Source organism: Salinadaptatus halalkaliphilus, assembly GCF_006543045.1.
GTDB lineage: Archaea > Halobacteriota > Halobacteria > Halobacteriales > Natrialbaceae > Salinadaptatus > Salinadaptatus halalkaliphilus.
In genome coordinates this window covers 1-21,473 of record NZ_RBZW01000025.1, presented here as the reverse complement: position 1 = coordinate 21,473, position 21,473 = coordinate 1, and the positions used below count along the sequence as shown (strand labels likewise).

Sequence of the window (21,473 nt, the reverse complement as noted above, 5' to 3'; positions counted from 1 at the left end):
CGGTCTCGTCTTCAAATTAGTTCAGTCCGACATAATAATTTGGGCCCTGATAATCGAGTTGCCGTCGGATACTCACGAAAGGAACGGCTCTCCGTCTCGAGGTCGTCCGCTCGGACCATGTCTCGGGCAACTGGCGATCAGTCGATATTGTCGACCGCCGCCTCGAGGTCGGTATCCGTCCCGGACCGATCGTCGGCACTGGCCTCGGATCGGTCGGCGAGTTCGCCCGACGGCGTCATCGTGGCGATCCACCCACAATCGCTACAGGCGAACAACCCCTGTCCGTCGACGAGTTCCCCGCCACACGCCGGACAGTCGTCGGCCACCGATGCCACGTCTTCGGTTGCCTTCCCGAGCGGTGTCGGCACCGTTCCCGTTCGAAGCGCCGCGATGACTTCGTTGGCCGTGTACGTTTCTTCGCCCGCAGAGTGGGGGTAGACGCCGACCAAGTCGTCGCCGGCATACACTTCGAGACACAACAGCGGCGTCACGAGTAACTCGGTCGTCTCACCCGTTATCTGGGACGTACTCGAGCGCTCGGTAAACGGTGGCGCGATGCTCACGCCACGCTCTCGAGCCCACGCCGAGAACCGATCGTAGAGCTCGAGGACCTCCTGGTGGGCACTCGACTCCGAACGAGCCACTTCCTTGGGCCAACTTCGAAGCAGTAGTTCGTCGATCGTCCCCTCGGACTCGCAGGCCTGCAGCGTTTCGACCTGGCGGTCGATCGGCTCGAGTAGTAACGGCGCACGAACGTGGCAGACGACCGTTGTTTCGGATGAGACATCACTCATGGGGTAATCATGGGAGTGGCCAACGGCACTGCTAATAAACGTTGTCGATGGCTCAGAATTCGCCTTCGGCGTTCCGAGACGACCGGGCGGGTCGTCGCGTTCAGGAGCGTTTTTGAATCTCCTCGCGCAGCAGTTCGCTGACGAGGTCGCCGTCGGCTTTGCCCCGGAGGGCTCCCATACACTCGCCCATGAGACCCGAGAAAGCCTGCATACCTTCCTCCTCGACCTGCGCTTCGTTTCGTTCGACGACATCGATGATGGCGTCTCGAACCTCGTCCTCGTCGGCGCCACCGAGGTCGGCCTCCTCGGCTGCCTCCTGGGCTGTCCGGTCGGGGTCTGTCGCCAGTGCGGTCAGCAGGTCCGTAACGCCTTCGTTGGGGAGCTCACCGTCGTCGACCAGTCCGAGTACGTCCTCGAGATGCTGTCGAGTGAGGGTCTCGACATCGACATCGTCCCGGCGGAGTTCGGTCAGCGTCGACTCGAGCGTGCTGGCAGCAAGCGTCGGATCGATGCCGTCGGCGACGACATCCTCGAACAGGGGCATGTACTTACCGTAGGCGACCTGTTCGGCAAGTCCCGAACTCAGGTCGTACTCGTCCTGATAGCGCTCGACCTTCTCGGTGAGCAGTTCGGGTTCGGGCACGTCGCTCGGATCGGGTTCGACCGGCGGCACGTCAGTCTCGGGATACATCCGCGCCGCACCGGGCAACGGTCGCAGATAGCGGGTGGTCCCGTCGTCGTTCGCACCGCGAGTCTCTTCTGGCACGCCCTCGAGGGCGGTCTCGGCGCGTTCGCCCGCCGCTTCGATCGCGGCGTCGGCCACCTCGGTCTCGTCGGCGACGATGGCGACGGCGTCTTCGGGATCGACGCCGACGGCCTCGCGGAGGGCCTCGACTTCGTCCGCGGTGACACCGTAGGCCGGTAGCTCGTCGGTATGGAAGATACCGCCGGCACCGTGGCGCTTGGCGTGATCGGAGAGCTCGGTTCCCAGGCGGCGGTCGGGCGCGATCTCCCGGCCGACGACGCCGTCGAAGCCATAGAGTGGGACGGCCATCACCGACCCACCATCACCCAACGCGCCCGCGATAACGCCACTGTCGGTCTCCTCGAAGACGTCGGTCACGTCCTGTCGGTCCCCGACCGCGGCCTCGCACTCGGTCAGTTCGTCCGCGATCTTGACGAGCGTGGCCTGCCGGGCGACCTCGTTGCGGACGATGTCGTCGATGTCGTCGAGACTCTGGACGCCCTTGATCTCGACGCGAGCCCCCTCCTCGATCGAGACGTTGACGTCCTGGCGGATCGTCCCCAGTCCGCGTTTGACCTTCCCGGTCGATCGCAGGAGCATTCCAATTCGTTCGGCCGCCTCGAGGGCCTGTTCGGGGCTCGAGATGTCCGGTTTCGTCCCGATTTCGACCAGCGGGATGCCGAGACGGTCGAGGCTGTAGCGGACGCCGTCGTCGATCTCTGCGACTCGCTGGGCGCTCTCCTCCTCGAGCAGGAGGTCCTCGATGCCGACCGTACCCTCACTCGTTTCGATCTCGCCGTCGGTCGCGATCAGCGTCGAGCGCTGGAAGCCGGACGTGTTCGAGCCGTCGACGACGATCTTGCGCATGATGTGGGCCTGATCGACGGGCTCCATTGCCATCAGCTGGGCGACCTCGAGGGTCGTCTCGAGGGCTTCCTCGTCGAGTTCGTGGGGTGGCTCGTCGTCTTCCTCGACGAGACAGGTTGAGTCGTAGGCGAGGTACTCGAACTCGCGGTCGACCTTGCTCTCCTCGACGGCGGCGTCGTCCAGTTCGCCCAGTTCGCTCCGGGTCGGGTGGAGATACCGGGTGAACGTCCGCGTCGCCGCTTCGGGGTCGCGAAGCTCGGTCGGACACTGACAGAACAGTTTCGTCGCCGTATCGAGTTGCTGGTGGATCTCCAGCCCGGCGACGAGTCCGAGGGCTTCGTAGTCGAAATCGGCCGTCTCCTCGTTCGCACTCATTGAGGTGTGCTCGGTGACGGAGGGGTAAAAAACCGTTCAGTCTGCGTCGGCACCGGCCGCTGGTGCTCGTCTTCGCCACCGAGGATGGCCGACGGCGCGGGAGCGTTAGTTCGGCACGTCGACAGCCACGACGTACAGCTCCTGTTGTGGGTTCTGTCCCCACAGCGTCGAATCCATCAACGGCTCCGCGTCGGTCTGCTCGAGCCCCCTGGACGCGAGAAACTCGACCAACTCCGCCGGCGGACGGCCGTCGTACAGCGGCAGGTCGTCACGGATTTCGCGGTAGCCCTCCCAGGCGTCGTCGAAGTCCCAGTAGCCCTCGACGAGGAGGAGTCGACCGCCGGGGCGAACGACGCGACGCCACTCCGCGATCGCCCGCTCGGGGTTGGGCAGCGTCCAGATGAGGTGACGCGCCGTGACGACGTCGAAGGCGTTCTCGGCGAACGGGAGCGCCTCGGCGTCACCGACGCGCAATTCGACCGCTCGATCCCTCGCCTGGGCCTTTCTCCGAGCGCGCTCGAGCATCCCTGGTGAGAGATCGACACCCGTCACCTCGTGACCCAGTTCGGCCAGCAGCAACGAGACCGTGCCCGTTCCGCAGCCGAGATCGAGAACGCGCCGAGCGCCCTCACCCGTCCGCGACCGGAGCATGGACAGCCACGCCTCGCGCTGGTCGGTGGTGTGAATACCGGAGATTCCGTCCTCGTCGTACTCCGCTGCGCGACCGTTCCAGTACGCTTGGACGGTCTTCTTGACTCTGTTAGCAGCGTCCGCGTCTTCGGTGGACCGGGGTGCGTCCGTCACGAGTCGTTACCCCGTTCGGTCGATTGCCGTTTCGTCTCCCTGGCGCGCTCGAGAAACGAGACGAGCGCGTCGACGGCCGTCTCGAACACCGCTTCACCCTGTTCGGTTGAGGCGTCGGTCGCGTCGCCAACCGCGCCGTTCTCGCTAAAGTCGTCGGTGAACTGATGGAGGACTCCACCGTCGACCGTGTCGTCCCAGGCATCGGCCTCGCCGGCTACTGGCTCGCCGACATCGTTTGGGCGGAGGTGGAGTAACACCGAGGTCTCGAGTTCGCCGGCGTGGCCAACGTGGTCGTCGACGGCGCGCATCCACTCCCAGAGAAACGCATCGAGGTCGACTGTCGAGTCGTCGGCAACGTCGCGGGCCAGGTTCCCGAGCGTCCCACCGTTCCCGCCGTGGCCATTGACGAACACGACGATCTCGATGCTCGAGTCCGACAGCGAGTCCAGAACGTCTCGGACGTACCGTCGAAGCGTCTCCGCAGAGACTGATAGCGTACCCGGAAAGTGACCGTGATAGGGCGTGATCCCAACAGGAACCGTCGGCAAGACGACCGAGTCGAGATCGCTGCGCTGGTCCGCCTCTGTCGCCATTGCCCGGGCGACGATCGTGTCCGTACCGACGGGTGCGTGTGGCCCGTGTTGTTCCGTGCTCCCGATGGGGAACAGTGCTACCGTCGGCGTCGCGTCTTCGACATCGGTCCAGGTACTCGTCTCGAGGTGCATCGTCGGTCGCTACTCACGATGTCGCATAAGGGATACCGATCCTGGCGCTCGACGAAATCTCGAGCTGGAAGACTAGTGGGTCGTACTCTCTATCCCGAAGTTGTGCCATCATTCGCCAATCGGATATTGAAATACAATTTATCTGTTCTAACGACACCACTCTCTCGTCGTAGCGACGAACACAGCACTCGCCAGCACAGTACGACATTTCCGAAAACGAATCGTGGACGGTGATCGTCGCCGCCGCTCGAGCGCTACTCGAGTCGGTCCGAACCGACTCGGTCCTCGAGACTCGCCCCGACGGCCTCGAAAACTGTCTCGACGGTCGCCTCGTAGCCCTGTTCGCGACACTGATCGTACCGCCACCCCGAGCCGCCGTCGCCGACGGCACGATCCGCGACCGACGACCGATCGGTGACCACGACGGTGTGTTCGGGCACGAACGAATCGGCAGTCTCCAGTCGCTCGAGGAACGCTCCCGGGCCATCTCGAGAGCCGCCATCCGCATCCGCGAGGACGACGACGTCTGCAGCCCGAAGCCAGTCGTCGATCCGCTCGCGGTGCTCGCTCGAGAGCGCCGTGAACGGGTTGACGATCACCGAGTCAGTGGCGAACTGATCGGCGAGATCGGCCGCGACGCTGCCGCGTGCAACGGGCCCGACCGACACCTCGAGGGCGGCCGACTCCGACACTGCGTCCTCACCGTTGCCATCCCCGCGATCATCGTCTCCACACTCGCGATCATCGTCTTCATCATCGGCAGCAGGGTCGACGGTGGCAGTCTCGAGTCGAGCCAACGCGCCTGCAGCAGTCGTTCCCGATCCGAGGACGTGAACTCGGGGATTGGAGGGCCGACCGGATACCTGTCTGGTGGACTGGCCGGCCGACTGGCTCGAGTCCGATTCCACCGACGACAGGACATCCGTCTCTAGCGATTCGTTCGGCAACGCGGTCACCGTCTCCGTTCCGGTCACGGGATTCGTCGTCACAGTTGCAGTCGCGTCGAAGGCCGTCGAGAGCGCGTCCGTCGAGAGGACCGCCGCGGGCGAACCGACGCTGTGAACGCCGCCGTCGGCGAGCAACGCCAGCCGATCGCAGTAGCGTGCCGCGAGCGTGAGGTCGTGAATCGCCGCCACGACGGCCTGTCCGTCCGCGAGGAGTTCCCGGACGAGCTCGAGCGTCTCGATCTGGTGATTGATGTCGAGACTCGCGGTGGGTTCGTCGAGCAACAGCGCTGGCGTCTCCTGTGCGATCGCCCGCGCAAGCACCACGCGCTGGCGCTGGCCGCCGCTGACCTCGTCGATCGGGCGCTCCGCGAGGTCGGTCGTTCGGGTGCGCTCGAGGGCATCGTCGACGGCCTCGCGATCGTGCTGGTCCGGTGTCGAAAACCGCGAGCGGTGGGGATGGCGGCCCATCGCGACCACGTCGCGGACGGGAAACGAAAACGACAGCGACGTATCCTGTGGAACGACCGCCACGAGTCGACTCGAGGTTCGTGAGCCGACCTCGTGAACGTCCGTCCCGTTGATCGCGATCCGACCGGTATCGGGCTCGAGGGCCCCGCTGATAGCTCGAAGCAGGGTCGTCTTCCCCGCGCCGTTGGGGCCGACGAGCCCGACGAACTCGCCGGATTCGACGCCGATCGAGACGTCCTCGAGGACGTCGTGGTCGCCGAACGATAGCGAAACGTCCTCGATGTCGATCGTGGTCGACTCATCGTCTGTCGTCTCGTCAGTTGCGCGGGGAGCGTCGGTACCGATCATACCGAGTGCACCTCTTTGCGGGTCAGTAAGAACAGGAAAAACGGCGCGCCGAGGGCGGCCGTGACGATGCCGACGGGGACTTCGGCGGGGCCGGCTCGAGCGATCGTATCGGTTGCGACCAGGAATGAAGCGCCAGCCAGCGCGCTTGTGGGCAACAGGATGCGGTGATCCGGGCCGACGATCAGGCGCATGATGTGGGGGACGACGAGGCCGACGAAGCCGATGACGCCGGCCACGGCGACCCCGGCTGCGGTGACGACGCTGGCGAGTGCGAGCAGGAGGATCTTGGTCCGTTCGACGTTCACGCCGAGATGGTGAGCGTCTTCCTCGCCAAGCAAAAGGACGTTCAACTCCCGGGTGTAGGCACAGAGGACGGTTACACCGAGGAGGCTGACTGGCAACGCGAAGCCGACGTCGCTCCACGTGCTGTAGTTGAGCCGCCCCATCATCCACAACACGGCTTGCCGGAGGTCGTCGCCGCTGTGGACGAGCATGTAGGAGATCATCGCGCCGAGAAACGCCTGGATCGCGACGCCCGCGAGCAACAGCGTCGCGACGGGGGTCCGACCACCTTCGGTCGCGATGGCGTAGACGAGAAACGCCGCACCGAGTGCGCCGACGAACGCCGACAGGTGGAGGCTGGCGAAGGGAACCAACGTCGGAAACGCGATCGCGGCGACCGCGCCGGCAGCCGCGCCCGAGGAGACGCCGATGATCGACGGATCGGCAAGCGGATTACGGAAAAATCCCTGCATCACCGTCCCCGCCGCCGCGAGCGCGAAGCCGACGACCGCCGCGAGCGCGATTCGCGGGAGTCGGATATCCCCGACGATCGTCTGGTGGGTGTCTGGGACCGCGAATTTGAAGACGGACGCGTACTCGAGGCCGGGAACCGGGAGCCCCCACTCGAGGCCGGGGATCGTGACCGAGCCGTCGAAAACGACCCCAGTCGGGACGACGATGGCGTTCAGGATCGCCATGGCGACGACGGTTGGATCGATCCTGACGGGGCCGAGTGCCGCGCTGGCGATCATGACGCCGACGAGGACGACCGCCAGTCCGACCGACCACGAAAGCGTTCGAACTGGCGCGTACATACAGTACAATCCCGGTTGCAGTAGTCAAATATTTGTTGAAGTGAGTGGTGGGACACAACAATGCGAAGACTCCGTTCGATACTGCTCTGTGTACTGGTGGTCGGTTCGCTCTGTGTGGCTCCCCTCGGTGCCGTCGCGACCGCAGATTCGACTGTGGCGGGGAGTCAGACGGCAACCGAACCGACGACTGATCGAACGTCGATCAGCACCAGCCAATCCGACGCGACCTGCGAGTACCCCCTCGAGCGAACCGACGCGCGCGGCGAGACCGTAACCCTCGAGGACGAACCCGACGAGGTCGTCGCCCTCTATCCGGGTGACGCCCAGTTAGCCTTCCAGATCGGTGCCGAGGACCGCATCGTCGGAATGCCGATCGGCCCATTTACCGACTCGCTCGAGGTCGACGACCAGACCGATATCAGCGCCGACGACGGCGTCACGCCGGTCGCCGAGGAGATCGTCGCACTCGATCCCGATGTCGTTATCGCCGGTAATATCGCGATGAGTGAAGAAGCCCTCATCGAGCAACTTGAGGACGCCGGCATTACGGCCTACGTCCACGAGAGAGCGATGTCGATCGACGACGTGCGCGAGAACGTCGAGGCGACCGGCGAATTCACCGGCGAGTGCAGCGGCGCCGACGAATCGATCGCCTGGATGGACGACCGCCTCGAGGTCGTCGACGACGCGCTCGCCGAGGAAGACGATCCCCTGGCCTACTACGTCAGCGACGACGAGGGAACGACGCCCGGCACGGACACGTTCCAGCACGAAGTCCTCGACGCCGCAGGGCTCGAAAACGTCGCCGAACGCGCCGGTATCGAGGGCTGGCAGGAGATCAGCGCCGAAGTCGTCGTCGATGAAGATCCCGAGTGGATCATCTACCCGGACTGGGTGGACGAACCGCCGATCGTCGAGAGCATCGAGACGACGACCGCCTTCGAGGAAGGCAACGTCGTGGCAGTCGACGACAATGCGATGAGCCAGCCTGCGCCTGGAATCGTCTCCGTCGTCGACCACCTCGTCGAAACTGTCCACCCGGACGTTTACGACGAGATCGAAAGCGACCTCGAGGCAGTCGACGAGGAGTACGGTGTGGACAACGGCCTTGGCGACGGCACCGAGAGCGACGCCGCCGACGGCGAGAGCGAAAGCGGGAGTACCGACGATGGCGACCCAGCCGACGATGAAAGCGCGACCGACGGCGAAAGCGACGGGTTCGATTCGATGCCCGGATTCGGACTCGCCACCGCGCTCGTCGGAATCACGCTCGTCGTCACTCGAGTCGCGATCGGCGTCCGAGCCGGTCGATAGAACCAGCGGCGACCGGGCCGGCGTGTCACTCGAGTGGTTCGTCCCATTTTGAAAAGCGTTTACTCGGCGGCCCCCGCAGTGTTCGTATGGTCGAGAACGTCATCTGGCCCGCCTATCTCGATGCGACCCTCTCACGGGCGGAGGGACGGCGCGTACCGGCAGATCTGGCCGTCGACGAGCCGACGGTCGACGAGATCGCGAAAGCCGTCCAGCAGATCGGCTACGACGCCGTAGTCGAACGGGACAAAACCTACTCGCGGGAGCCGTGGGCCGATCGCGGCCGTGTGGTCGTCCGCGGGGCCGACGATTCGACGAAAAACGACCTCGTCCAGGCGGTCGCGGCGTACGTCGTCGCGATCCGGGAGTGATGCGTCGCGTTGGATCCGTCGTCCGGACGGCCCAGGGGCTCGCGATACTGCGGGTCGACGAGCCGGGCGAGGACGGCGTCGATAGCGACACGCTTCGGAACGAAATTGGAACGATGGTACTCGACGACTCCCTCGAGGAGGTCGGTCGCGTTGTCGACGTCTTCGGCCCGGCCGATCGTCCGTATTTGGCGGTGACACCCGAAGGGGTTCACCTGCCGTCGCTGGTCGGCTCGACGCTGTACGCGCGGTAGGGACATCGAAGCGGGCGTCACGACGAGTCGCCGTTTGCAGCGGGCGTCACGACGAGTCGCCGTCCCGTCTCGAGCCTGCAGATCGAGAGGAAAACACCCATAACAGCCACGCCCAAACGGCGGGGCATGAACGACCGCATTCGGGTTTTCGCCGCTGTCGGCTTTACCGTGCTTCTCTTTCTCGGCGTGCAGTTCGGCTCGCTGGCGCTGATCGAGCCGTTTTACGAGTCGGACCGCCAGGCCGTCGACGATCCCCAGAACCCGACCAACAGTGCCGTCTACTTCGGGATCATCCTCGTCGCGACCGCGTTCATGCTCGCGGCGTTCAAGTACGACCTCCAGTGGACGATCCGAGGGTTGATCGTCGGCGTGAGCGTGATGCTCTCGTGGTTCGTCTTCACCGAACTCGTCCCGCCCGCGGTCACGGTCGGCGGCGCGAACGTCCTCGCCGTCCTGGGGGCGCTGATCGTCGGCCTCGCCTTGCTCGTCTATCCGGAGTGGTACGTCATCGACCTCTCGGGGGTGTTGATGGGGGCCGGCGCGGCGGCGCTGTTTGGCATCAGTTTCGGGTTGTTGCCCGCACTCCTGTTGCTTACCGCTCTCGCGATCTACGACGCCATCAGTGTCTACGGCACCGAACACATGCTCGACCTCGCGGAGGGCGTCATGGACCTCAAGATACCTGTCATCCTCATCGTCCCGACCTCGCTGTCGTACTCCTACCTCTCGAGTGGCCAGTCCGACGGCGGGATGGGCGACGAGGAACTCGCACCCGCCGAAACCGACTCGGCAGCCGACGGTAGCTCTCCTGCCGATGCGTCCGCGGGGGCGACGACGGATGCTGAGTCGGTGGGGGACGACGAGCGCTCGTTCGACCGGGACGCGCTCTACATCGGTCTCGGCGACGCCGTCATCCCCTCGATCCTCGTCGTGAGCGCGGCCTTCTTCCTCGATGCCGGCGCGCTCGAGGTCCCCGGCCTGTTGCTCAACGTCCCCGCCCTCGGCGCGCTGATTGGCACGATCGCCGGCCTCCTCGTGCTCATGTACATGGTGCTCGAGGGCCGCGCCCACGCCGGGTTGCCACTGCTCAACGGCGGTGCGATCGGCGGCTACCTCGTCGGCGCGCTCGCCAGTGGCCTCTCGCTCGCGACGGCACTCGGATTGTAACGGGCCTCGAACGCGGGCACTCGAGTTCCGACGGCCACCGTTTGGAAACGCCACTTCCACCGACGATCCGCTCGCCACCGGGACGGTTATTATCGTCGAATCGAATCGTTGTGCGTAGCACGATGTCCGGCTCTCCTGATCGAACTGCTCGGATCGAGACCTACACGGGCCATCCGTTCGACGTCTTCGATCCAGCGCCGCGTGATGTCCGCCTCGAGGATATCGCCGCGGGGCTTGCACACACCTGTCGGTTTGGCGGCCACTGCACCCAGTTCTACAGCGTCGCCCACCACTCCATTCACGTCAGCCGGGAGCTGCCGGCCGACGCCCCCCGACTACAGTTGCTCGGTCTCTTTCACGACGCCGGCGAGGCCTACGTTGGCGACGTTCCTCGCCCGATCAAAGCCGAGTTCGAGGCGTTCGAACGCGTCGAAGACCGAATTCTCCGGGCGGTGTGGACGGCGTTCGATCTCGAGGCACCGACCGAATCCGAGTGGGACCGCGTGATGGCCGCCGACGACCGGTTGTTGGCCTACGAGGCGGATCTCCTCCTCGCAGATGCCTCGTGGGCGCCGGACCCGCCGGATCGCGCCTACGACCTTCGGGCGGATTCGATCGACGATGTCCGCGAGCAGTTTCGAGATCGAGCACACACGTTACTGGCCGAACTCGAGGCCTAAGTTGCTCCGCTCGAGCTCCCCTCAGCGATCGCCGTTCGATGCCGCGTCTTCGTCGGTCGCTACGTCGACATCGTCGCCGTGCTCGATCCCGCCGATCATGGTATCGACGCGCTCGCGTTCCGCCTCGGTATCGAGTCGGTCGTCGTCGGGCGTCCCGCCGACGATCACGAGGTAGTCGCCGTCGTGATACACTTGGGCGATGTCGAGAAACACCTCGAGTTCGTCCTGGCCCTCGAACGACGCGGTGCCTTCGAAGGTGTCGACGGCGATCTCTTCGCCGAGTCCCGTGACGGTACGGTTTCCAGCGGCGTCGCCGATCTCGAGATCGACGCCCTCCTGTTGGACCTGATCGACCAGTTCGTCGCGACTCGCGTCCGCGAGCGGGTTGAACTCCCGGCCGGCGACGCTGACGTCCGGCGTCGAGAGCACGCCGAATAGACCGACCTCGAGGGAGTCGATACCGAGAATCGGGATCTCGATCGTTCGAACGTAGGAACTCACGTAGTAGGTAATTTCGACCGACGCCCCCGCCACCGTCTCGGTGTCGACGCGGGCCGCAGTGTCGTGATACTCGTAGCCGGTGTCCTCGACGACTGCCGGCGAGACGACCGCCGGCGCGGCCGAATATGAGGTCACGCTCTCGACGGCGTCCTCGAGACAGCCAGCCGTCGCTGTGAGTCCCCCGGCTGCGAGTGCCGACAGCAACCGCCGTCGACTGGCGAGTCCCTGATCGCGTCGCGAGCCAGCGGCCCCGTCACGATCGCATCGCGGTCGGCTCATAGGTGTTCGACCACAGTTGAGGGTAAAAACACCGGGCCCGGCTGCAGCCGGTGAGGGAACGACGGCGACGTTGTTCGCGATTTGACGGACGCTATAACCGGTAGCTTGGCCCTTCGTCGGTATCTTGCACTTCGACGCCGAGCCCCTCGAGTTCGTCGCGCAGTTCGTCGGCCCGTTCGTAGTTACCGGCGTCGCGTTCCTGCTCGCGCACGTCGAGGACGAGTTCGACGACATCGCCAGCTAGATCCGCGCTGCCGGTCGTCTCGCCGGCGAAGGAGAGACCGAGCACGTCGCCGAGTTCCTCGAGGGCCTCGACGGCGCTCCTGAGACCTCGGTAATCGTAGCCATTCTCGTCGAACGACTCGCCGCGGTCGTCGGTCGGGCCCCCCTCGAGATGGGTGTTGATCGCCGTCGCAACCTGTAGCAGCGCCGATTGCGCCTCGCGGGTGTTGAAGTCGTCGTTCATCGCCGCGACGAACCGCTCGCGAGCGCGGTCGACGGCCGACCGCAGGGACTCGTCTTCCACTTTCGTTCGCGCGTCCGGAGAATCGAGGCTCTCGACGGCCGCGTCGTAGGCGCGCTCGAGTTGGTCCCAGCGTTCGCGGGCTTCGGCGATCGTCTCGTCGGAGTAGAGTTGCTTGCTGTTGTAGGAGCCAGCGGTGAGAAACGTCCGCAAGACGTTGGTATTCCACTGTTCGACGGCCCGGGAGACGGTGACGAAGTTGCCCAGACTCGAGGACATCTTCTCGTCGTCCATCTGGAACAGTTCGCAGTGCAGCCAGTAGTTGGCAAAGGATCGGTCGGTCGCGGCCTCGGACTGGGCGATCTCGTTTTCGTGATGGGGAAAGACCAGATCCCGGCCCCCGACGTGGATATCGAGCGTCTCGCCGAGGTGGGTCATGCTCATCGCCGAGCACTCGATGTGCCAGCCGGGACGACCCTCGCCCCACGGGGAGTCCCACGTCTGGGCAGTTCCGCAGGCGTGTTCGGGATCTGCGGCGCCCTCGTGGTGGTGTTCGTCGATCGCGTCCACGTCGACACCGTCCGCCTTCCAGAGTGCGAAGTCGGCGGGGTGGCGCTTCTCGGATCGCTCGTCGGGATCGCCCTGGGATTCGATCTCCTCGACGTCCTGATTCGAGAGTTTCCCGTAGTCGTCGAAACTCGTGACATCGAAGTAGACCGAGCCGTTTGCCTCGTAGGCGTAGTCCTTCTCGATCAACGTCTCGACGAGGTCGACGATTTCGGGGACGTGCTCGGAGACCCGTGGGTAGACCTCCGCTCGGAGGAGGTTGAGCGAACGCATATCAGCGAGCGTGCGCTCGATGTAGGTCTCGGCGACGGCGGCCTCGTCCTCGCCGAGATCGTCTTCGCCAACGCGGGCGACGATTTTCTCGTTGATATCGGTGAAGTTCTCGACGTGGCGCACGTCGTAGCCCAGATACTCGAGCCAGCGGTGCATGACGTCGACGTGGACCCACGACCGTGCGTGGCCCAGGTGGGGCGGATCCGACACCGTGAGGCCACAGTAGTAGAGTAAGACATTCTCGGGGTCCTGTGGCTCGAACGGCTCGGTCTCGCCCGTCAACGTGTTCGTCACGTGTAGGGTCATTACGTACGTCTACCGCCGGCCCGTAGTTAAACGCTGTCAATAGCCGCGTTTCCACAGGCGCGACCCGGTAGACGGCGGCTGGCCGTAGGGAGAACTATACGGTGTTGGCACCCGTCGTACGACCGTGGCCCACGACCGCATCCACGCTCGACAACCGACCCACGATCGCGACCGGTGGTCTGTCGGCACGATCCGGGAAGTCGAGGACCGGGACGGACACTGTGTGGTCACCGTCGAAACCGACGACGGTGATACGGTTTACTGTACGTCATTTCCGGCGCACCCGCGACCCGGGCGGCGGGTGCGCCGGTAAATCGGTACAGTAATCCGTCTCAGTGATGCGAGGCTACGACGGTCTCGAGCGCGTTCTCGATCGCCCGCAGCGCCGTCGCTCCTTCGAGGTGATCGACGACGACGATTAGGGCGTCCTCGCTGACGCCCGCCGCGACCGGCGTCACCTCCTGGCTGTGTACTCGCAAGAGCACGGCCGTAAGCGCGTTCGAGTCGACCTCGCCCGTCGCGACGATCACAGTGAGATCGCCGCCAGTCGGGCCGAAGACGGCGGTACCGGCCCGGAGGAACGCCTCGCCGTTCGTCCCGTTCTCGAGACGACCGAACCCGCTCTCCATGCGCACGCGGACATCGCGAGACTCGCAGTCGTAGGGGGGCAGCTCCTCAGCATACCGGCGGAGGGCAGTCGCGACGGCGTCGGTGTCGCCGTCGACCGAGAGGAACCGAGCCGCGGCGGTGTAGTTTACGACATCGGCGCGCAGTGCCGTCTGCAAGAACGGATACTCCTCGAGTGCCTGCCGGGTATCGGCGGCTAACGACATGTCCGGGACACCGGAGCCGGCCGATATAAACGCCCGGACTCCGGCAGTTACGACGGGAACGGAGACGGGAAAATACCGACAACGTCGGCTCGTACGGCCTGGCTACAGCAAACCGTCTCATACGGTTTACTGTACGTCAGTTCCGCTCACCCGCGACCCGGGCGGCTAGGCCGGTAAATCGGTACAGTAATCCGTATCACTCGTTCGTGCCGTTCAGAGTTGGCTCGAAGAGATCCTCGATTTGACAATCGAAGTAGGCAGCCAGTTCGAACGCGAGCTCGAGCGAGGGATCGTACCGCTCGCGTTCGATCGCGTTGATCGTCTGCCTCGAGACGCCGACGGCGGCCGCGAGGTCGCCCTGGCTGAGGTCGGCCGCTTCGCGATAGGTTCTGACCTCGTTGTTCATGAATGCGTGTACTGGACGTAGGTGTACGCGATCGCAAAGAGGACGAACACGCCGACGTAGCCGACGAGCGCGTCCCAGATCGCTGACGGAACGGTGTAGGTTCCGGTCGCCGACAGGACGACCATGCCGGGCACACCGAAGACGACGACGTAGGCGAGGACGCCAAGCGTCAGGCCGCTGGCTTTCAGTTCCATCGCCTGTTCTCGCTCGTCGAACAGCGTTTCGCAGGTCCCCTTCCAGATGGCGAGATATCCCACGAAACCGAGCCAGTAGACGCCGACGCCGGCGAAGACGATCAGATCGTCGGGTACGAAGACCCAAATCAGCGTCGCGACGAACAGGCCGGCGATCCCACCCCAGAGCGAGACGTTCATCAGCCGTCGGTATCGGTTTCGCTGCTCGAGTTGCTGTCGGCCGCTGGTGATCGGTTCGGACATGCGTGGACACCAGGAGCGCGTGGAAAGCCTCCTTTACAGTAAAGCACACGTTACATCCATACTTAACTCTGTCTCACAGCGTTCTTGATTGTCGGTCAGGGTGACTAGTTCGCGGTAGCGTAGTTTCACCACTCGACACCGCGACCGCGGCGCTTTTGCCTCGAGCGTCCGTTCGACCGGATATGGACCTACAGGATGTCGAAGATCGCATCGAATCCGAACTCGAGGATGCCGAGGCGACGGTCACCCACGCTCGCGACGAACACGACGACGACCATCTGGCGGCGACGGTCGTCTCGCCGACGTTCGAAGACTGCCCGCTCGTCCAGCAACACCAGCAGGTCTACGACGCCCTCGGCGATCACATGACGACCGACATCCACGCTCTCGAGCTCTCGACGTATACGCCCGAGGAGTACGACGAACAGCAGTAGTTCGCCACTCGCCCGCTATCGATACGGCGGTGTCCGATTTGTCACCACCAGCTGATTCTCACCGCCAGCAGGGAACCGCAGGTTTATCCTTCAGTCCTGATAGGATACCCATATGGAAGCGCTGCACCCACGGATCCGACTGCTCTGGATTGGGCAAGGCGTCATCGCGGCCGTCCTCGTCGGCCTCGTCCTCGCTGGCGTCGACCGGTGGCTCGTCGATATCCCGACTGCGGCCTACGGGGGCGTCGTCGCGGCCGTCCTCGTCCTCGGTATCGCGTACGCCGTCCGCCTCTACCAGGTCTGGCAGTTCGAACTGCAGGGCGACGCCCTCTATCTCGAGCGCGGTGTCGTCACCTTCGTCGAGACGGCCGTCCCCTTCGTTCGCGTCCAGCACGTCGACACCCAGTTCGGGCCCATCGAGCGGGCGCTCGGGCTCTCGAGCGTCGTCGTCTACACGGCCGGTTCGCGAAACGCCGATGTCCGCATTCCCGGGTTGACGCCGGATCGCGCACGCGATCTACAAGATACACTTCGGGAACTCGCCGTCGAGAGCGAGGCCGACGACGCCGTCTAACGATGAACCGGACCCATTCTCCCTACCCATGAACCGGCTCCACTCACTCAGCGCGGTCGTCTACGCGATCCAGTACGGCTTTTTCTGGCTCTGGATCCCGATCTTTCTGCTGTTCGGGCTCGCGACTATCCTCGAGTTCGTCTCGCTGACCTGGATTCCCGTCGTCGGCGCACTCGGGTTCGCCGTCGGCGTCGCCTACGGAATCGCCTACTACTACCGGTTCGGCTACCAGATCACCGACGACACGTTCGACGTGGCCTCGGGTGTGATCGCCCGCCGCTCCCGCGAGATACCCTACGGCCGCGTCCAGAACGTCGACATCAAACAGGGCGTCTTTCACCGGCTGTTTGGCCTCGCTATCGTCTCCATCGAAACGGCCGGCGGCGGCGACACCGAAGCCTCGCTGAACTTCGTCTCCGAGGCCGAGGCGACGCGACTCCAAAACGAGATCCGAACGCGAACCGCGGCGGTCAAACAGCGCCGCAAACAGGCCGGCGATCACACTGGCGACGAGACCGCGGCGACTGACGACGCGACCCCCGACTCGAGCGGTGTCGTCGAACCGACGGAAACTACGGCTACCGACTCGGAGACAGGTCCGCTCGGTCCCGGCGCTGGAGCGGGTGATACCGTTCCCGATCGGGATCGGCCATTCGACGAGCCGACCGGTCCGAAGCGGCGGTCACTCTTCGACCTCGAGGCACGAGAGCTGCTGTTGTACTCCTTTACCTCGTTTCGACCCGCCGCGGTCGCTGCCGTCCTGTTCGTCTTCTTTCTGGCCTCGGATACGATCATCGAGATACTGCTTGCGATGTCTCAGCCGGTCGGCGGCCCCGAGGATCTAGGGACCGGGACGACCAGCAGTTACGGCATCTTCACCATCGTTTCGTTCGTCAACGGCCTGGTCATCACGTACCTACTCAGCGTCGCCTACACGTTCGCGACCTACTACGACTTCCAGCTCGGGCGCATCGGCGATGACTTCGTCTACGAGCGTGGTCTGCTCCAGCGCTACAGCGGCTCCGTCCCAGTCGAGAAGGTCCAGTCGGTGACGGCCACCGACAACCCGGCCCAGCGACTGATCGGCTACGCGGGGCTCTGGGTCGAGACGGCCGGTTACGGGCCCGACAGTAACGGCGGCAGTCAATCGGCGGTCCCGCTGGCCCAACACGACCGCGTCTACGGATTCGCGGAAAATCTGACCGGCGTCGAGACGCCGTCGTTCGAACGACCGCCGCCGCTTGCACGACGTCGATACCTCGCGCGGTACTCGTTGATCGCGGGTTCGATCGTCGCGGTCGCGTTCGGACTCTCGATGATCTCGCCCCTCGAGCGGTGGTATCTCGCCGTAATCGCCTTCGCGGCGGTACCGCCGGCCGCACACCTGCGGTACGTCAACCTCGGCTACTACGTCGGCGAGGACCACCTCGTCGTTCGCCGGGGGTTCTGGCGGCGACGGACGACGATCATTCCCTACTACCGGATCCAGACGGTCTCGACCCGACGGTCGATCTTCCAGCGCCGACTCGGACTCGCCTCCGTGGTCGTCGACACCGCGAGTTCGCGGACGTTCGTCTGGGCCGCCCCGACGATTTACGACGTCTCCCTCGAGGACGGCCGTGACGTCAACGAAACCAGCCGGAAGCGACTCCAGTCGGCGCTTCGAAAGCGCGCGGCGGGTGAGGCCGGGCTCTCCGTCGACTTCACGTAACCGCCGTCTGTTCAGATCGCCGACTGTGGCACGTGACGCCGTCGTCCGTGCGGGCCGAACGTTTCGGTGGATTTTACCTGACCCACCGCGAGCCACCGCGTATGGGAGACGAAGACGACTACCGTATCGAGGAGGACAGTCTCGGCGAGATGCAGGTACCGAAAGACGCCTACTGGGGTGCACAGACCCAGCGGGCGATCCAGAACTTCCCCATCTCGGGCATCTCGTTCAGTCGGCGATTCGTTCGCGGGCTCGGCGTCGTCAAGAAGGCCGCCGCACAGGCAAACCGCGACCTCGGGCTCGTCGAGGATGAGATCGCCGAGGCAATCGTCGAGGCCGCCGACGAGGTCATCGCCGGCGAGCACGACGACCAGTTCCCGGTCGATGTCTTCCAGACCGGCTCGGGGACATCCTCGAACATGAACGCCAACGAAGTCATCGCCAACCGTGCGGCCGAGATCATGGGCAGCGAGATCGGCGACCGCGTCGTCCACCCCAACGACCACGTCAACTACGGCCAGTCGAGCAACGACGTCATCCCGACCGCGATGCACATCGCCTCCCTCGAGGCCGTCGAAAAGGATGTCATTCCGGCGCTCGATACGCTCCGCGAAGCGCTCGAGGCCAAAGAAGACGAGTTCGACGATGTCGTCAAGACCGGTCGAACGCACCTGCAGGACGCGACGCCGGTCACGCTCGGTCAGGAGTTCGGCGGCTACCGCACCCAAGTCGAGAAAGGGCTCTCCCGAGTCGACAAGGTTCGCGAACACCTCGCCGAACTCGCGTTGGGCGGTACGGCGACTGGGACGGGTCTGAATACCCACGAGGAGTTCCCCGGCCGCGCCGCCGAGTACATCACCAAAGAGACCGGCGTCCAGTTCCGCGAAGCCGACAACCACTTCGAGGCCCAGGCCGCCCACGACGCCATGTCCGAAGCCCACGGCGCCTTGCGGGTCGTCGCGGGCTCGCTCAACAAGATCGCCAACGATCTCCGCCTGCTCGCCTCCGGACCGCGAAACGGTCTCGGCGAGATCGAACAGCCCGAGAACCAGCCCGGCTCCTCGATCATGCCCGGCAAGATCAACCCGGTCGTCGCCGAGGCCGTCAACCAGGTCCACAAGCAGGTCGTCGGTAACGACGCCGCGGTTTCCGCGGGCGCAGCTGAAGGCCAGATCGACCTCAACCTCTACAAGCCCGTGCTGGCCCACAACTTCCTTGAGTCGGCCGAACTCATCGCGAACGCGAGCCAGGTCTTCGCCGATCGCTTCGTCGACCCGCTCGAGGCCAACGAGGAGTTCTGTGCGAACCAGGTCGAACAGTCGATGGCGATGGCGACATCGCTGAACGTCCACATCGGCTACGACAAGGCCAGCGAGGTCGCAAAAACCGCGCTCAAAGAGGAGAAGACGGTTCGTGAGGTCGTCCTCGAGAAGGGCTACCTCGACGAGGACGAAGCCGACGAGGTGCTCGATCCACGCAAGATGGCCCAGCGCGGAATTCTCGGCCAGGACGACTGACCGGTCACCCGAGCCGGACCGCTCACATCGAAAATCTGTCACTGGTTCGTGTGGCGTATTTTCACGACTCAGTACTCGAGCGATCTGACGGCCTATCGTATACTCGATATCGAGTACCCACCCAGCACCTTCGTTCTTTTTTCCGTGATTGAGCCCGTCAAATCCGTACAAAGGGGCCTAATCACGCTCATTCACGACGGAATAAAAGAACCCAAGCAGTTTTGATGGAGGCTGTCGTCAGACAAAATATGCACACCTGTCGCAACTGCAACCAGTCGTTTCAGACCGAACTAGCCCTCGAACTCCACCGGGATACGTGCACAAAAGGACAACTTCTCTGTCAAGTATGTGGTAACCGATTCCGGGAAGGTGATGCGACCCAGGATGGGTGGCACTACGAGTGTCCCAAGGACGACTGCGAGGGCGAGGGTATTCAGGAGGACCTCTATCGCGTCGAAGACGTCCGGACGGCGACTCACTGACCCGGTCGACGATTCGACCATTCTCTCGCTTTTCGACTGGTTGCCCTTCCTGACTACAGCCTCTTTGCGCACGACGACGTATGGCTCGTGTGACCATGGTCCCCACGTCGGAATATTCGGGGGACTCCGACTCCCGCGAAGCCACCTCCTCGAGGCTCGATCAGCGAGTGCCCTATTTCGGACAATCAATTCCGCGACGCTGTTGCCCGTCGGCGTCGCGTTGGCTGAACCGGCCTTCGTATATGCCGTCGCAGCGATCCTCTGGCTTGCGGTCGTCTCCGACTGGCAGCTCGATGGTATCGGCTGCTATGGAACCGGCTCTTGATTCCGATTGTCGGTCGACGGGACGAACTCGAAACCGCTGCACCGCATCGGTTCGCGAAACTGCTCGGTGTAGTCGGATCCGCACTCGCTACGTTGGCGCTGGTCGGCGACACCTCTGGGGTTGGATTCGGGATCGCCGCACTGGTCGGTCTCCTCGCAGGACTGGCCGCGACAACCGGTTTCTGCCTCGGCTATCGGATGTATCGACAGGTGTCGTTTCTCGAGACTCGTGGAATTCATTGAGGATCAGTATCACTTGGACCACTCACAGCCCGTAGAGTCATAAAGTCACACTCGGCGGGATTATGAGCCGGTGCTTTCAACTGTCGAATGGCGTCTGCGTCGTTGTCCTCAATTTCTCCGTGCAAATCGCGTATCCCCGATTTCGTCATTGGCCATAACGTAGTTGGCGACGCCGACTCTCGAGTGGGACCTATCTCAGTGTCTACCGGTGAGAGCGATCCCTTTTTCCGCCCTGGTTCCTCCGGTCGCCTCGAGAGAACACATCGAATTCACCGGAATAATACCGCTCTGTACCTCGATATTGGGGCCCCCTTTCTCCGCCTTCGACGAGGAAGTCACACTGTGGCGAGAGCATAAAGTCGATACTGCTGAGTCTGCCATATGCCGAGACTGGGGTAGAATTCGGCCTCGAGATGCGGAACCCGTAGAACTCGGCGATATCGCCGGCGTATGTGACGGTGTCGAAGTCGTTGGGACGATTCGGACGTATCACGACCTCGGTTCGGTATAGCGCTATATGATATACCGGGCCCTCACCTTCTAAAAGACTTCACCCCTATGTCAGGGGCGGTGTTAACTTAGACGTAATTCCACCAGACGGCGTGGGCTTGAAGCCACGTTTCTGCGGTAGCCGGATTGGCGTAGCTGAAACAGTTTGAGAATGAAGAGGTACGTCGCTGTATCTCACGAAAGACACGTTCGACCTGATTCCTGTATCCGTGGAGTTGAACACGGTAGCTGAGCTCTTCTTGACGGAGTTCTCCGATGAGATCATCGGCGTCATCGATGAGAAACCCGGCGTCTCTGACATCGTGTATCTCGGCCAGTTCGGTGAGAAACTCTCGCGCAATCGCGATTGTATACGTCGGAAACAACCGCGAGTGGGTGATTCTATTGGTTTCCGGATCAACCGTGGCGCACAGCCAGTACTGTTCATCGTTGATTCGGATTGCCTTCTGATCGACCGCAACGCGATCCGGATTCTCACCGCCTCTGGGCTGAAGATTTGCCTTCTACACCCATTTGTGAATCGCTGTGTGACTCCGTTTGATACCCCAATTCTCGAGTAAAATAATTGGTATGTGTTTACCCCGAAGGCTCAACAGCCGGTACAGCGTGACTCCGTGAGATCATCTCATTGGTGCTAACGACTCGACGAAGTTCTTCGTAGGG

22 protein-coding genes and 2 pseudogenes are annotated in these 21,473 nt (G+C 63.7%); 12 read left to right on the top strand and 12 right to left on the bottom strand.

Annotated features, from left to right (window positions below; all coding sequences use genetic code 11):
• Positions 1 to 137 precede the first annotated feature (137 nt).
• The 6 genes from D8Y22_RS10965 to btuC all read right to left on the bottom strand — a co-directional run bounded on the left by D8Y22_RS10965 (position 138) and on the right by btuC (position 7,170).
• A complete protein-coding gene (locus D8Y22_RS10965; RefSeq protein ID WP_141464752.1) occupies positions 138 to 794 on the bottom strand; it encodes an HTH domain-containing protein in 657 nt (218 codons plus the stop codon).
• Between the two features lie 100 nt (positions 795 to 894).
• The gene (gatE, locus tag D8Y22_RS10960) at positions 895 to 2,781 is read right to left on the bottom strand and encodes a Glu-tRNA(Gln) amidotransferase subunit GatE (protein WP_141464751.1); all 1,887 of its coding nucleotides are present in this window, start codon (positions 2,779 to 2,781) and stop codon (positions 895 to 897) included.
• 105 nt (positions 2,782 to 2,886) lie between these two features.
• The gene (locus D8Y22_RS10955) at positions 2,887 to 3,585 is read right to left on the bottom strand and encodes a class I SAM-dependent methyltransferase (RefSeq protein ID WP_141464750.1); all 699 of its coding nucleotides are present in this window, start codon (positions 3,583 to 3,585) and stop codon (positions 2,887 to 2,889) included.
• Positions 3,582 to 4,310 (bottom strand): creatininase family protein, encoded by a 729-nt coding sequence (locus D8Y22_RS10950; protein WP_141464749.1) that lies wholly within the window; start codon positions 4,308 to 4,310, stop codon positions 3,582 to 3,584. The genes D8Y22_RS10955 and D8Y22_RS10950 overlap by 4 nt, the downstream gene beginning before the upstream one ends.
• Positions 4,311 to 4,564: 254 nt before the next feature.
• A complete protein-coding gene (locus D8Y22_RS10945; RefSeq protein ID WP_141464748.1) occupies positions 4,565 to 6,073 on the bottom strand; it encodes a heme ABC transporter ATP-binding protein in 1,509 nt (502 codons plus the stop codon).
• A complete protein-coding gene (btuC, locus tag D8Y22_RS10940; protein ID WP_141464747.1) occupies positions 6,070 to 7,170 on the bottom strand; it encodes a vitamin B12 ABC transporter permease BtuC in 1,101 nt (366 codons plus the stop codon). The genes D8Y22_RS10945 and btuC overlap by 4 nt, the downstream gene beginning before the upstream one ends.
• Positions 7,171 to 7,230: 60 nt before the next feature.
• Between btuC and D8Y22_RS10935 the strand changes: the two genes are divergently transcribed.
• The 5 genes from D8Y22_RS10935 to D8Y22_RS10915 all read left to right on the top strand — a co-directional run bounded on the left by D8Y22_RS10935 (position 7,231) and on the right by D8Y22_RS10915 (position 10,950).
• Positions 7,231 to 8,484 carry a PGF-CTERM-anchored ABC transporter substrate-binding protein gene (locus tag D8Y22_RS10935; RefSeq protein WP_141464746.1) on the top strand — a complete coding sequence of 418 codons (1,254 nt, stop codon included), beginning with the start codon at positions 7,231 to 7,233 and terminating at the stop codon, positions 8,482 to 8,484.
• An 86-nt stretch (positions 8,485 to 8,570) separates the two neighbouring features.
• On the top strand, positions 8,571 to 8,852 hold the full coding sequence (gene srp19 / locus D8Y22_RS10930) for a signal recognition particle subunit SRP19 (protein WP_141464745.1): 282 nt from the start codon (positions 8,571 to 8,573) through the stop codon (positions 8,850 to 8,852).
• Entirely contained in the window at positions 8,852 to 9,103 is a 252-nt protein-coding gene (locus tag D8Y22_RS10925; RefSeq protein ID WP_141464744.1) for an H/ACA ribonucleoprotein complex subunit GAR1, read from the top strand. The genes srp19 and D8Y22_RS10925 overlap by 1 nt, the downstream gene beginning before the upstream one ends.
• Before the next feature lie 126 nt (positions 9,104 to 9,229).
• Entirely contained in the window at positions 9,230 to 10,270 is a 1,041-nt protein-coding gene (locus tag D8Y22_RS10920; RefSeq protein ID WP_141464743.1) for a presenilin family intramembrane aspartyl protease PSH, read from the top strand.
• Positions 10,271 to 10,392: 122 nt separating this feature from the next.
• Positions 10,393 to 10,950: an HD domain-containing protein gene (locus D8Y22_RS10915; RefSeq protein WP_141464742.1), complete on the top strand. Its 558-nt coding sequence runs from the start codon at positions 10,393 to 10,395 to the stop codon at positions 10,948 to 10,950.
• Between the two features lie 21 nt (positions 10,951 to 10,971).
• Here D8Y22_RS10915 and D8Y22_RS10910 read toward each other — a convergent pair whose 3' ends face one another.
• Together D8Y22_RS10910 and cysS are read right to left on the bottom strand one after the other, a co-directional pair.
• Positions 10,972 to 11,730: a DUF6517 family protein gene (locus D8Y22_RS10910; protein WP_141464741.1), complete on the bottom strand. Its 759-nt coding sequence runs from the start codon at positions 11,728 to 11,730 to the stop codon at positions 10,972 to 10,974.
• Positions 11,731 to 11,821: 91 nt separating this feature from the next.
• Entirely contained in the window at positions 11,822 to 13,339 is a 1,518-nt protein-coding gene (gene cysS, locus D8Y22_RS10905; RefSeq protein WP_141464740.1) for a cysteine--tRNA ligase, read from the bottom strand.
• A 124-nt stretch (positions 13,340 to 13,463) separates the two neighbouring features.
• Here cysS and D8Y22_RS23530 point away from each other — a divergent pair.
• A pseudogene (locus D8Y22_RS23530) lies at positions 13,464 to 13,598 on the top strand (DUF7861 family protein); the annotation flags it as partial.
• A 73-nt stretch (positions 13,599 to 13,671) separates the two neighbouring features.
• On the opposite strand, the gene D8Y22_RS10895 reads toward D8Y22_RS23530, so the two are convergent.
• From D8Y22_RS10895 to D8Y22_RS10885, 3 genes are all read right to left on the bottom strand, one after another.
• Positions 13,672 to 14,172, bottom strand: a complete 501-nt coding sequence (locus D8Y22_RS10895) for a DUF7523 family protein (RefSeq protein ID WP_141464739.1) — start codon at positions 14,170 to 14,172, stop codon at positions 13,672 to 13,674.
• Between the two features lie 196 nt (positions 14,173 to 14,368).
• Complete coding sequence (locus tag D8Y22_RS10890; RefSeq protein ID WP_141464738.1) at positions 14,369 to 14,578, bottom strand: helix-turn-helix transcriptional regulator; 210 nt, start codon at positions 14,576 to 14,578, stop codon at positions 14,369 to 14,371.
• Entirely contained in the window at positions 14,575 to 15,015 is a 441-nt protein-coding gene (locus tag D8Y22_RS10885) for a hypothetical protein (protein WP_141464737.1), read from the bottom strand. The genes D8Y22_RS10890 and D8Y22_RS10885 overlap by 4 nt, the downstream gene beginning before the upstream one ends.
• A gap of 182 nt (positions 15,016 to 15,197) precedes the next feature.
• Between D8Y22_RS10885 and D8Y22_RS10880 the strand changes: the two genes are divergently transcribed.
• The 6 genes from D8Y22_RS10880 to D8Y22_RS23360 all read left to right on the top strand — a co-directional run bounded on the left by D8Y22_RS10880 (position 15,198) and on the right by D8Y22_RS23360 (position 20,300).
• Positions 15,198 to 15,449 (top strand): BolA family protein, encoded by a 252-nt coding sequence (locus D8Y22_RS10880; RefSeq protein WP_141464736.1) that lies wholly within the window; start codon positions 15,198 to 15,200, stop codon positions 15,447 to 15,449.
• A 112-nt stretch (positions 15,450 to 15,561) separates the two neighbouring features.
• Positions 15,562 to 16,023: a PH domain-containing protein gene (locus tag D8Y22_RS10875; protein ID WP_141464735.1), complete on the top strand. Its 462-nt coding sequence runs from the start codon at positions 15,562 to 15,564 to the stop codon at positions 16,021 to 16,023.
• Positions 16,024 to 16,051: 28 nt separating this feature from the next.
• Positions 16,052 to 17,734: a PH domain-containing protein gene (locus D8Y22_RS10870; RefSeq protein WP_141464734.1), complete on the top strand. Its 1,683-nt coding sequence runs from the start codon at positions 16,052 to 16,054 to the stop codon at positions 17,732 to 17,734.
• A gap of 101 nt (positions 17,735 to 17,835) precedes the next feature.
• On the top strand, positions 17,836 to 19,251 hold the full coding sequence (locus D8Y22_RS10865; RefSeq protein WP_141464733.1) for a class II fumarate hydratase: 1,416 nt from the start codon (positions 17,836 to 17,838) through the stop codon (positions 19,249 to 19,251).
• Positions 19,252 to 19,499: 248 nt separating this feature from the next.
• Positions 19,500 to 19,733, top strand: coding sequence for an HVO_2901 family zinc finger protein (locus tag D8Y22_RS10860; protein ID WP_141464732.1), 234 nt, complete (start codon positions 19,500 to 19,502; stop codon positions 19,731 to 19,733).
• 240 nt (positions 19,734 to 19,973) lie between these two features.
• Positions 19,974 to 20,300 (top strand): DUF4395 family protein, encoded by a 327-nt coding sequence (locus D8Y22_RS23360; RefSeq protein WP_141464785.1) that lies wholly within the window; start codon positions 19,974 to 19,976, stop codon positions 20,298 to 20,300.
• A 578-nt stretch (positions 20,301 to 20,878) separates the two neighbouring features.
• Here D8Y22_RS23360 and D8Y22_RS23525 read toward each other — a convergent pair.
• Positions 20,879 to 21,376: pseudogene (locus D8Y22_RS23525) on the bottom strand (IS6 family transposase); the annotation flags it as partial.
• Positions 21,377 to 21,473: the final 97 nt, after the last annotated feature.

Coding starts and splice junctions, on each gene's coding strand:
- cysS (WP_141464740.1), bottom strand. CDS start 13,339: ATGACCCTACACGTGACGAACACGTTGACGGGCGAGACCGAGCCGTTC.
- D8Y22_RS10910 (WP_141464741.1), bottom strand. CDS start 11,730: ATGAGCCGACCGCGATGCGATCGTGACGGGGCCGCTGGCTCGCGACGC.
- D8Y22_RS10885 (WP_141464737.1), bottom strand. CDS start 15,015: ATGTCCGAACCGATCACCAGCGGCCGACAGCAACTCGAGCAGCGAAAC.
- D8Y22_RS10890 (WP_141464738.1), bottom strand. CDS start 14,578: ATGAACAACGAGGTCAGAACCTATCGCGAAGCGGCCGACCTCAGCCAG.
- D8Y22_RS10915 (WP_141464742.1), top strand. CDS start 10,393: ATGTCCGGCTCTCCTGATCGAACTGCTCGGATCGAGACCTACACGGGC.
- D8Y22_RS10865 (WP_141464733.1), top strand. CDS start 17,836: ATGGGAGACGAAGACGACTACCGTATCGAGGAGGACAGTCTCGGCGAG.
- D8Y22_RS10895 (WP_141464739.1), bottom strand. CDS start 14,172: ATGTCGTTAGCCGCCGATACCCGGCAGGCACTCGAGGAGTATCCGTTC.
- gatE (WP_141464751.1), bottom strand. CDS start 2,781: ATGAGTGCGAACGAGGAGACGGCCGATTTCGACTACGAAGCCCTCGGA.
- D8Y22_RS10875 (WP_141464735.1), top strand. CDS start 15,562: ATGGAAGCGCTGCACCCACGGATCCGACTGCTCTGGATTGGGCAAGGC.
- D8Y22_RS10925 (WP_141464744.1), top strand. CDS start 8,852: ATGCGTCGCGTTGGATCCGTCGTCCGGACGGCCCAGGGGCTCGCGATA.
- D8Y22_RS10880 (WP_141464736.1), top strand. CDS start 15,198: ATGGACCTACAGGATGTCGAAGATCGCATCGAATCCGAACTCGAGGAT.
- srp19 (WP_141464745.1), top strand. CDS start 8,571: ATGGTCGAGAACGTCATCTGGCCCGCCTATCTCGATGCGACCCTCTCA.
- D8Y22_RS10945 (WP_141464748.1), bottom strand. CDS start 6,073: ATGATCGGTACCGACGCTCCCCGCGCAACTGACGAGACGACAGACGAT.
- D8Y22_RS10965 (WP_141464752.1), bottom strand. CDS start 794: ATGAGTGATGTCTCATCCGAAACAACGGTCGTCTGCCACGTTCGTGCG.
- D8Y22_RS10950 (WP_141464749.1), bottom strand. CDS start 4,310: ATGCACCTCGAGACGAGTACCTGGACCGATGTCGAAGACGCGACGCCG.
- D8Y22_RS10935 (WP_141464746.1), top strand. CDS start 7,231: ATGCGAAGACTCCGTTCGATACTGCTCTGTGTACTGGTGGTCGGTTCG.
- D8Y22_RS10920 (WP_141464743.1), top strand. CDS start 9,230: ATGAACGACCGCATTCGGGTTTTCGCCGCTGTCGGCTTTACCGTGCTT.
- D8Y22_RS10870 (WP_141464734.1), top strand. CDS start 16,052: ATGAACCGGCTCCACTCACTCAGCGCGGTCGTCTACGCGATCCAGTAC.
- btuC (WP_141464747.1), bottom strand. CDS start 7,170: ATGTACGCGCCAGTTCGAACGCTTTCGTGGTCGGTCGGACTGGCGGTC.
- D8Y22_RS10860 (WP_141464732.1), top strand. CDS start 19,500: ATGCACACCTGTCGCAACTGCAACCAGTCGTTTCAGACCGAACTAGCC.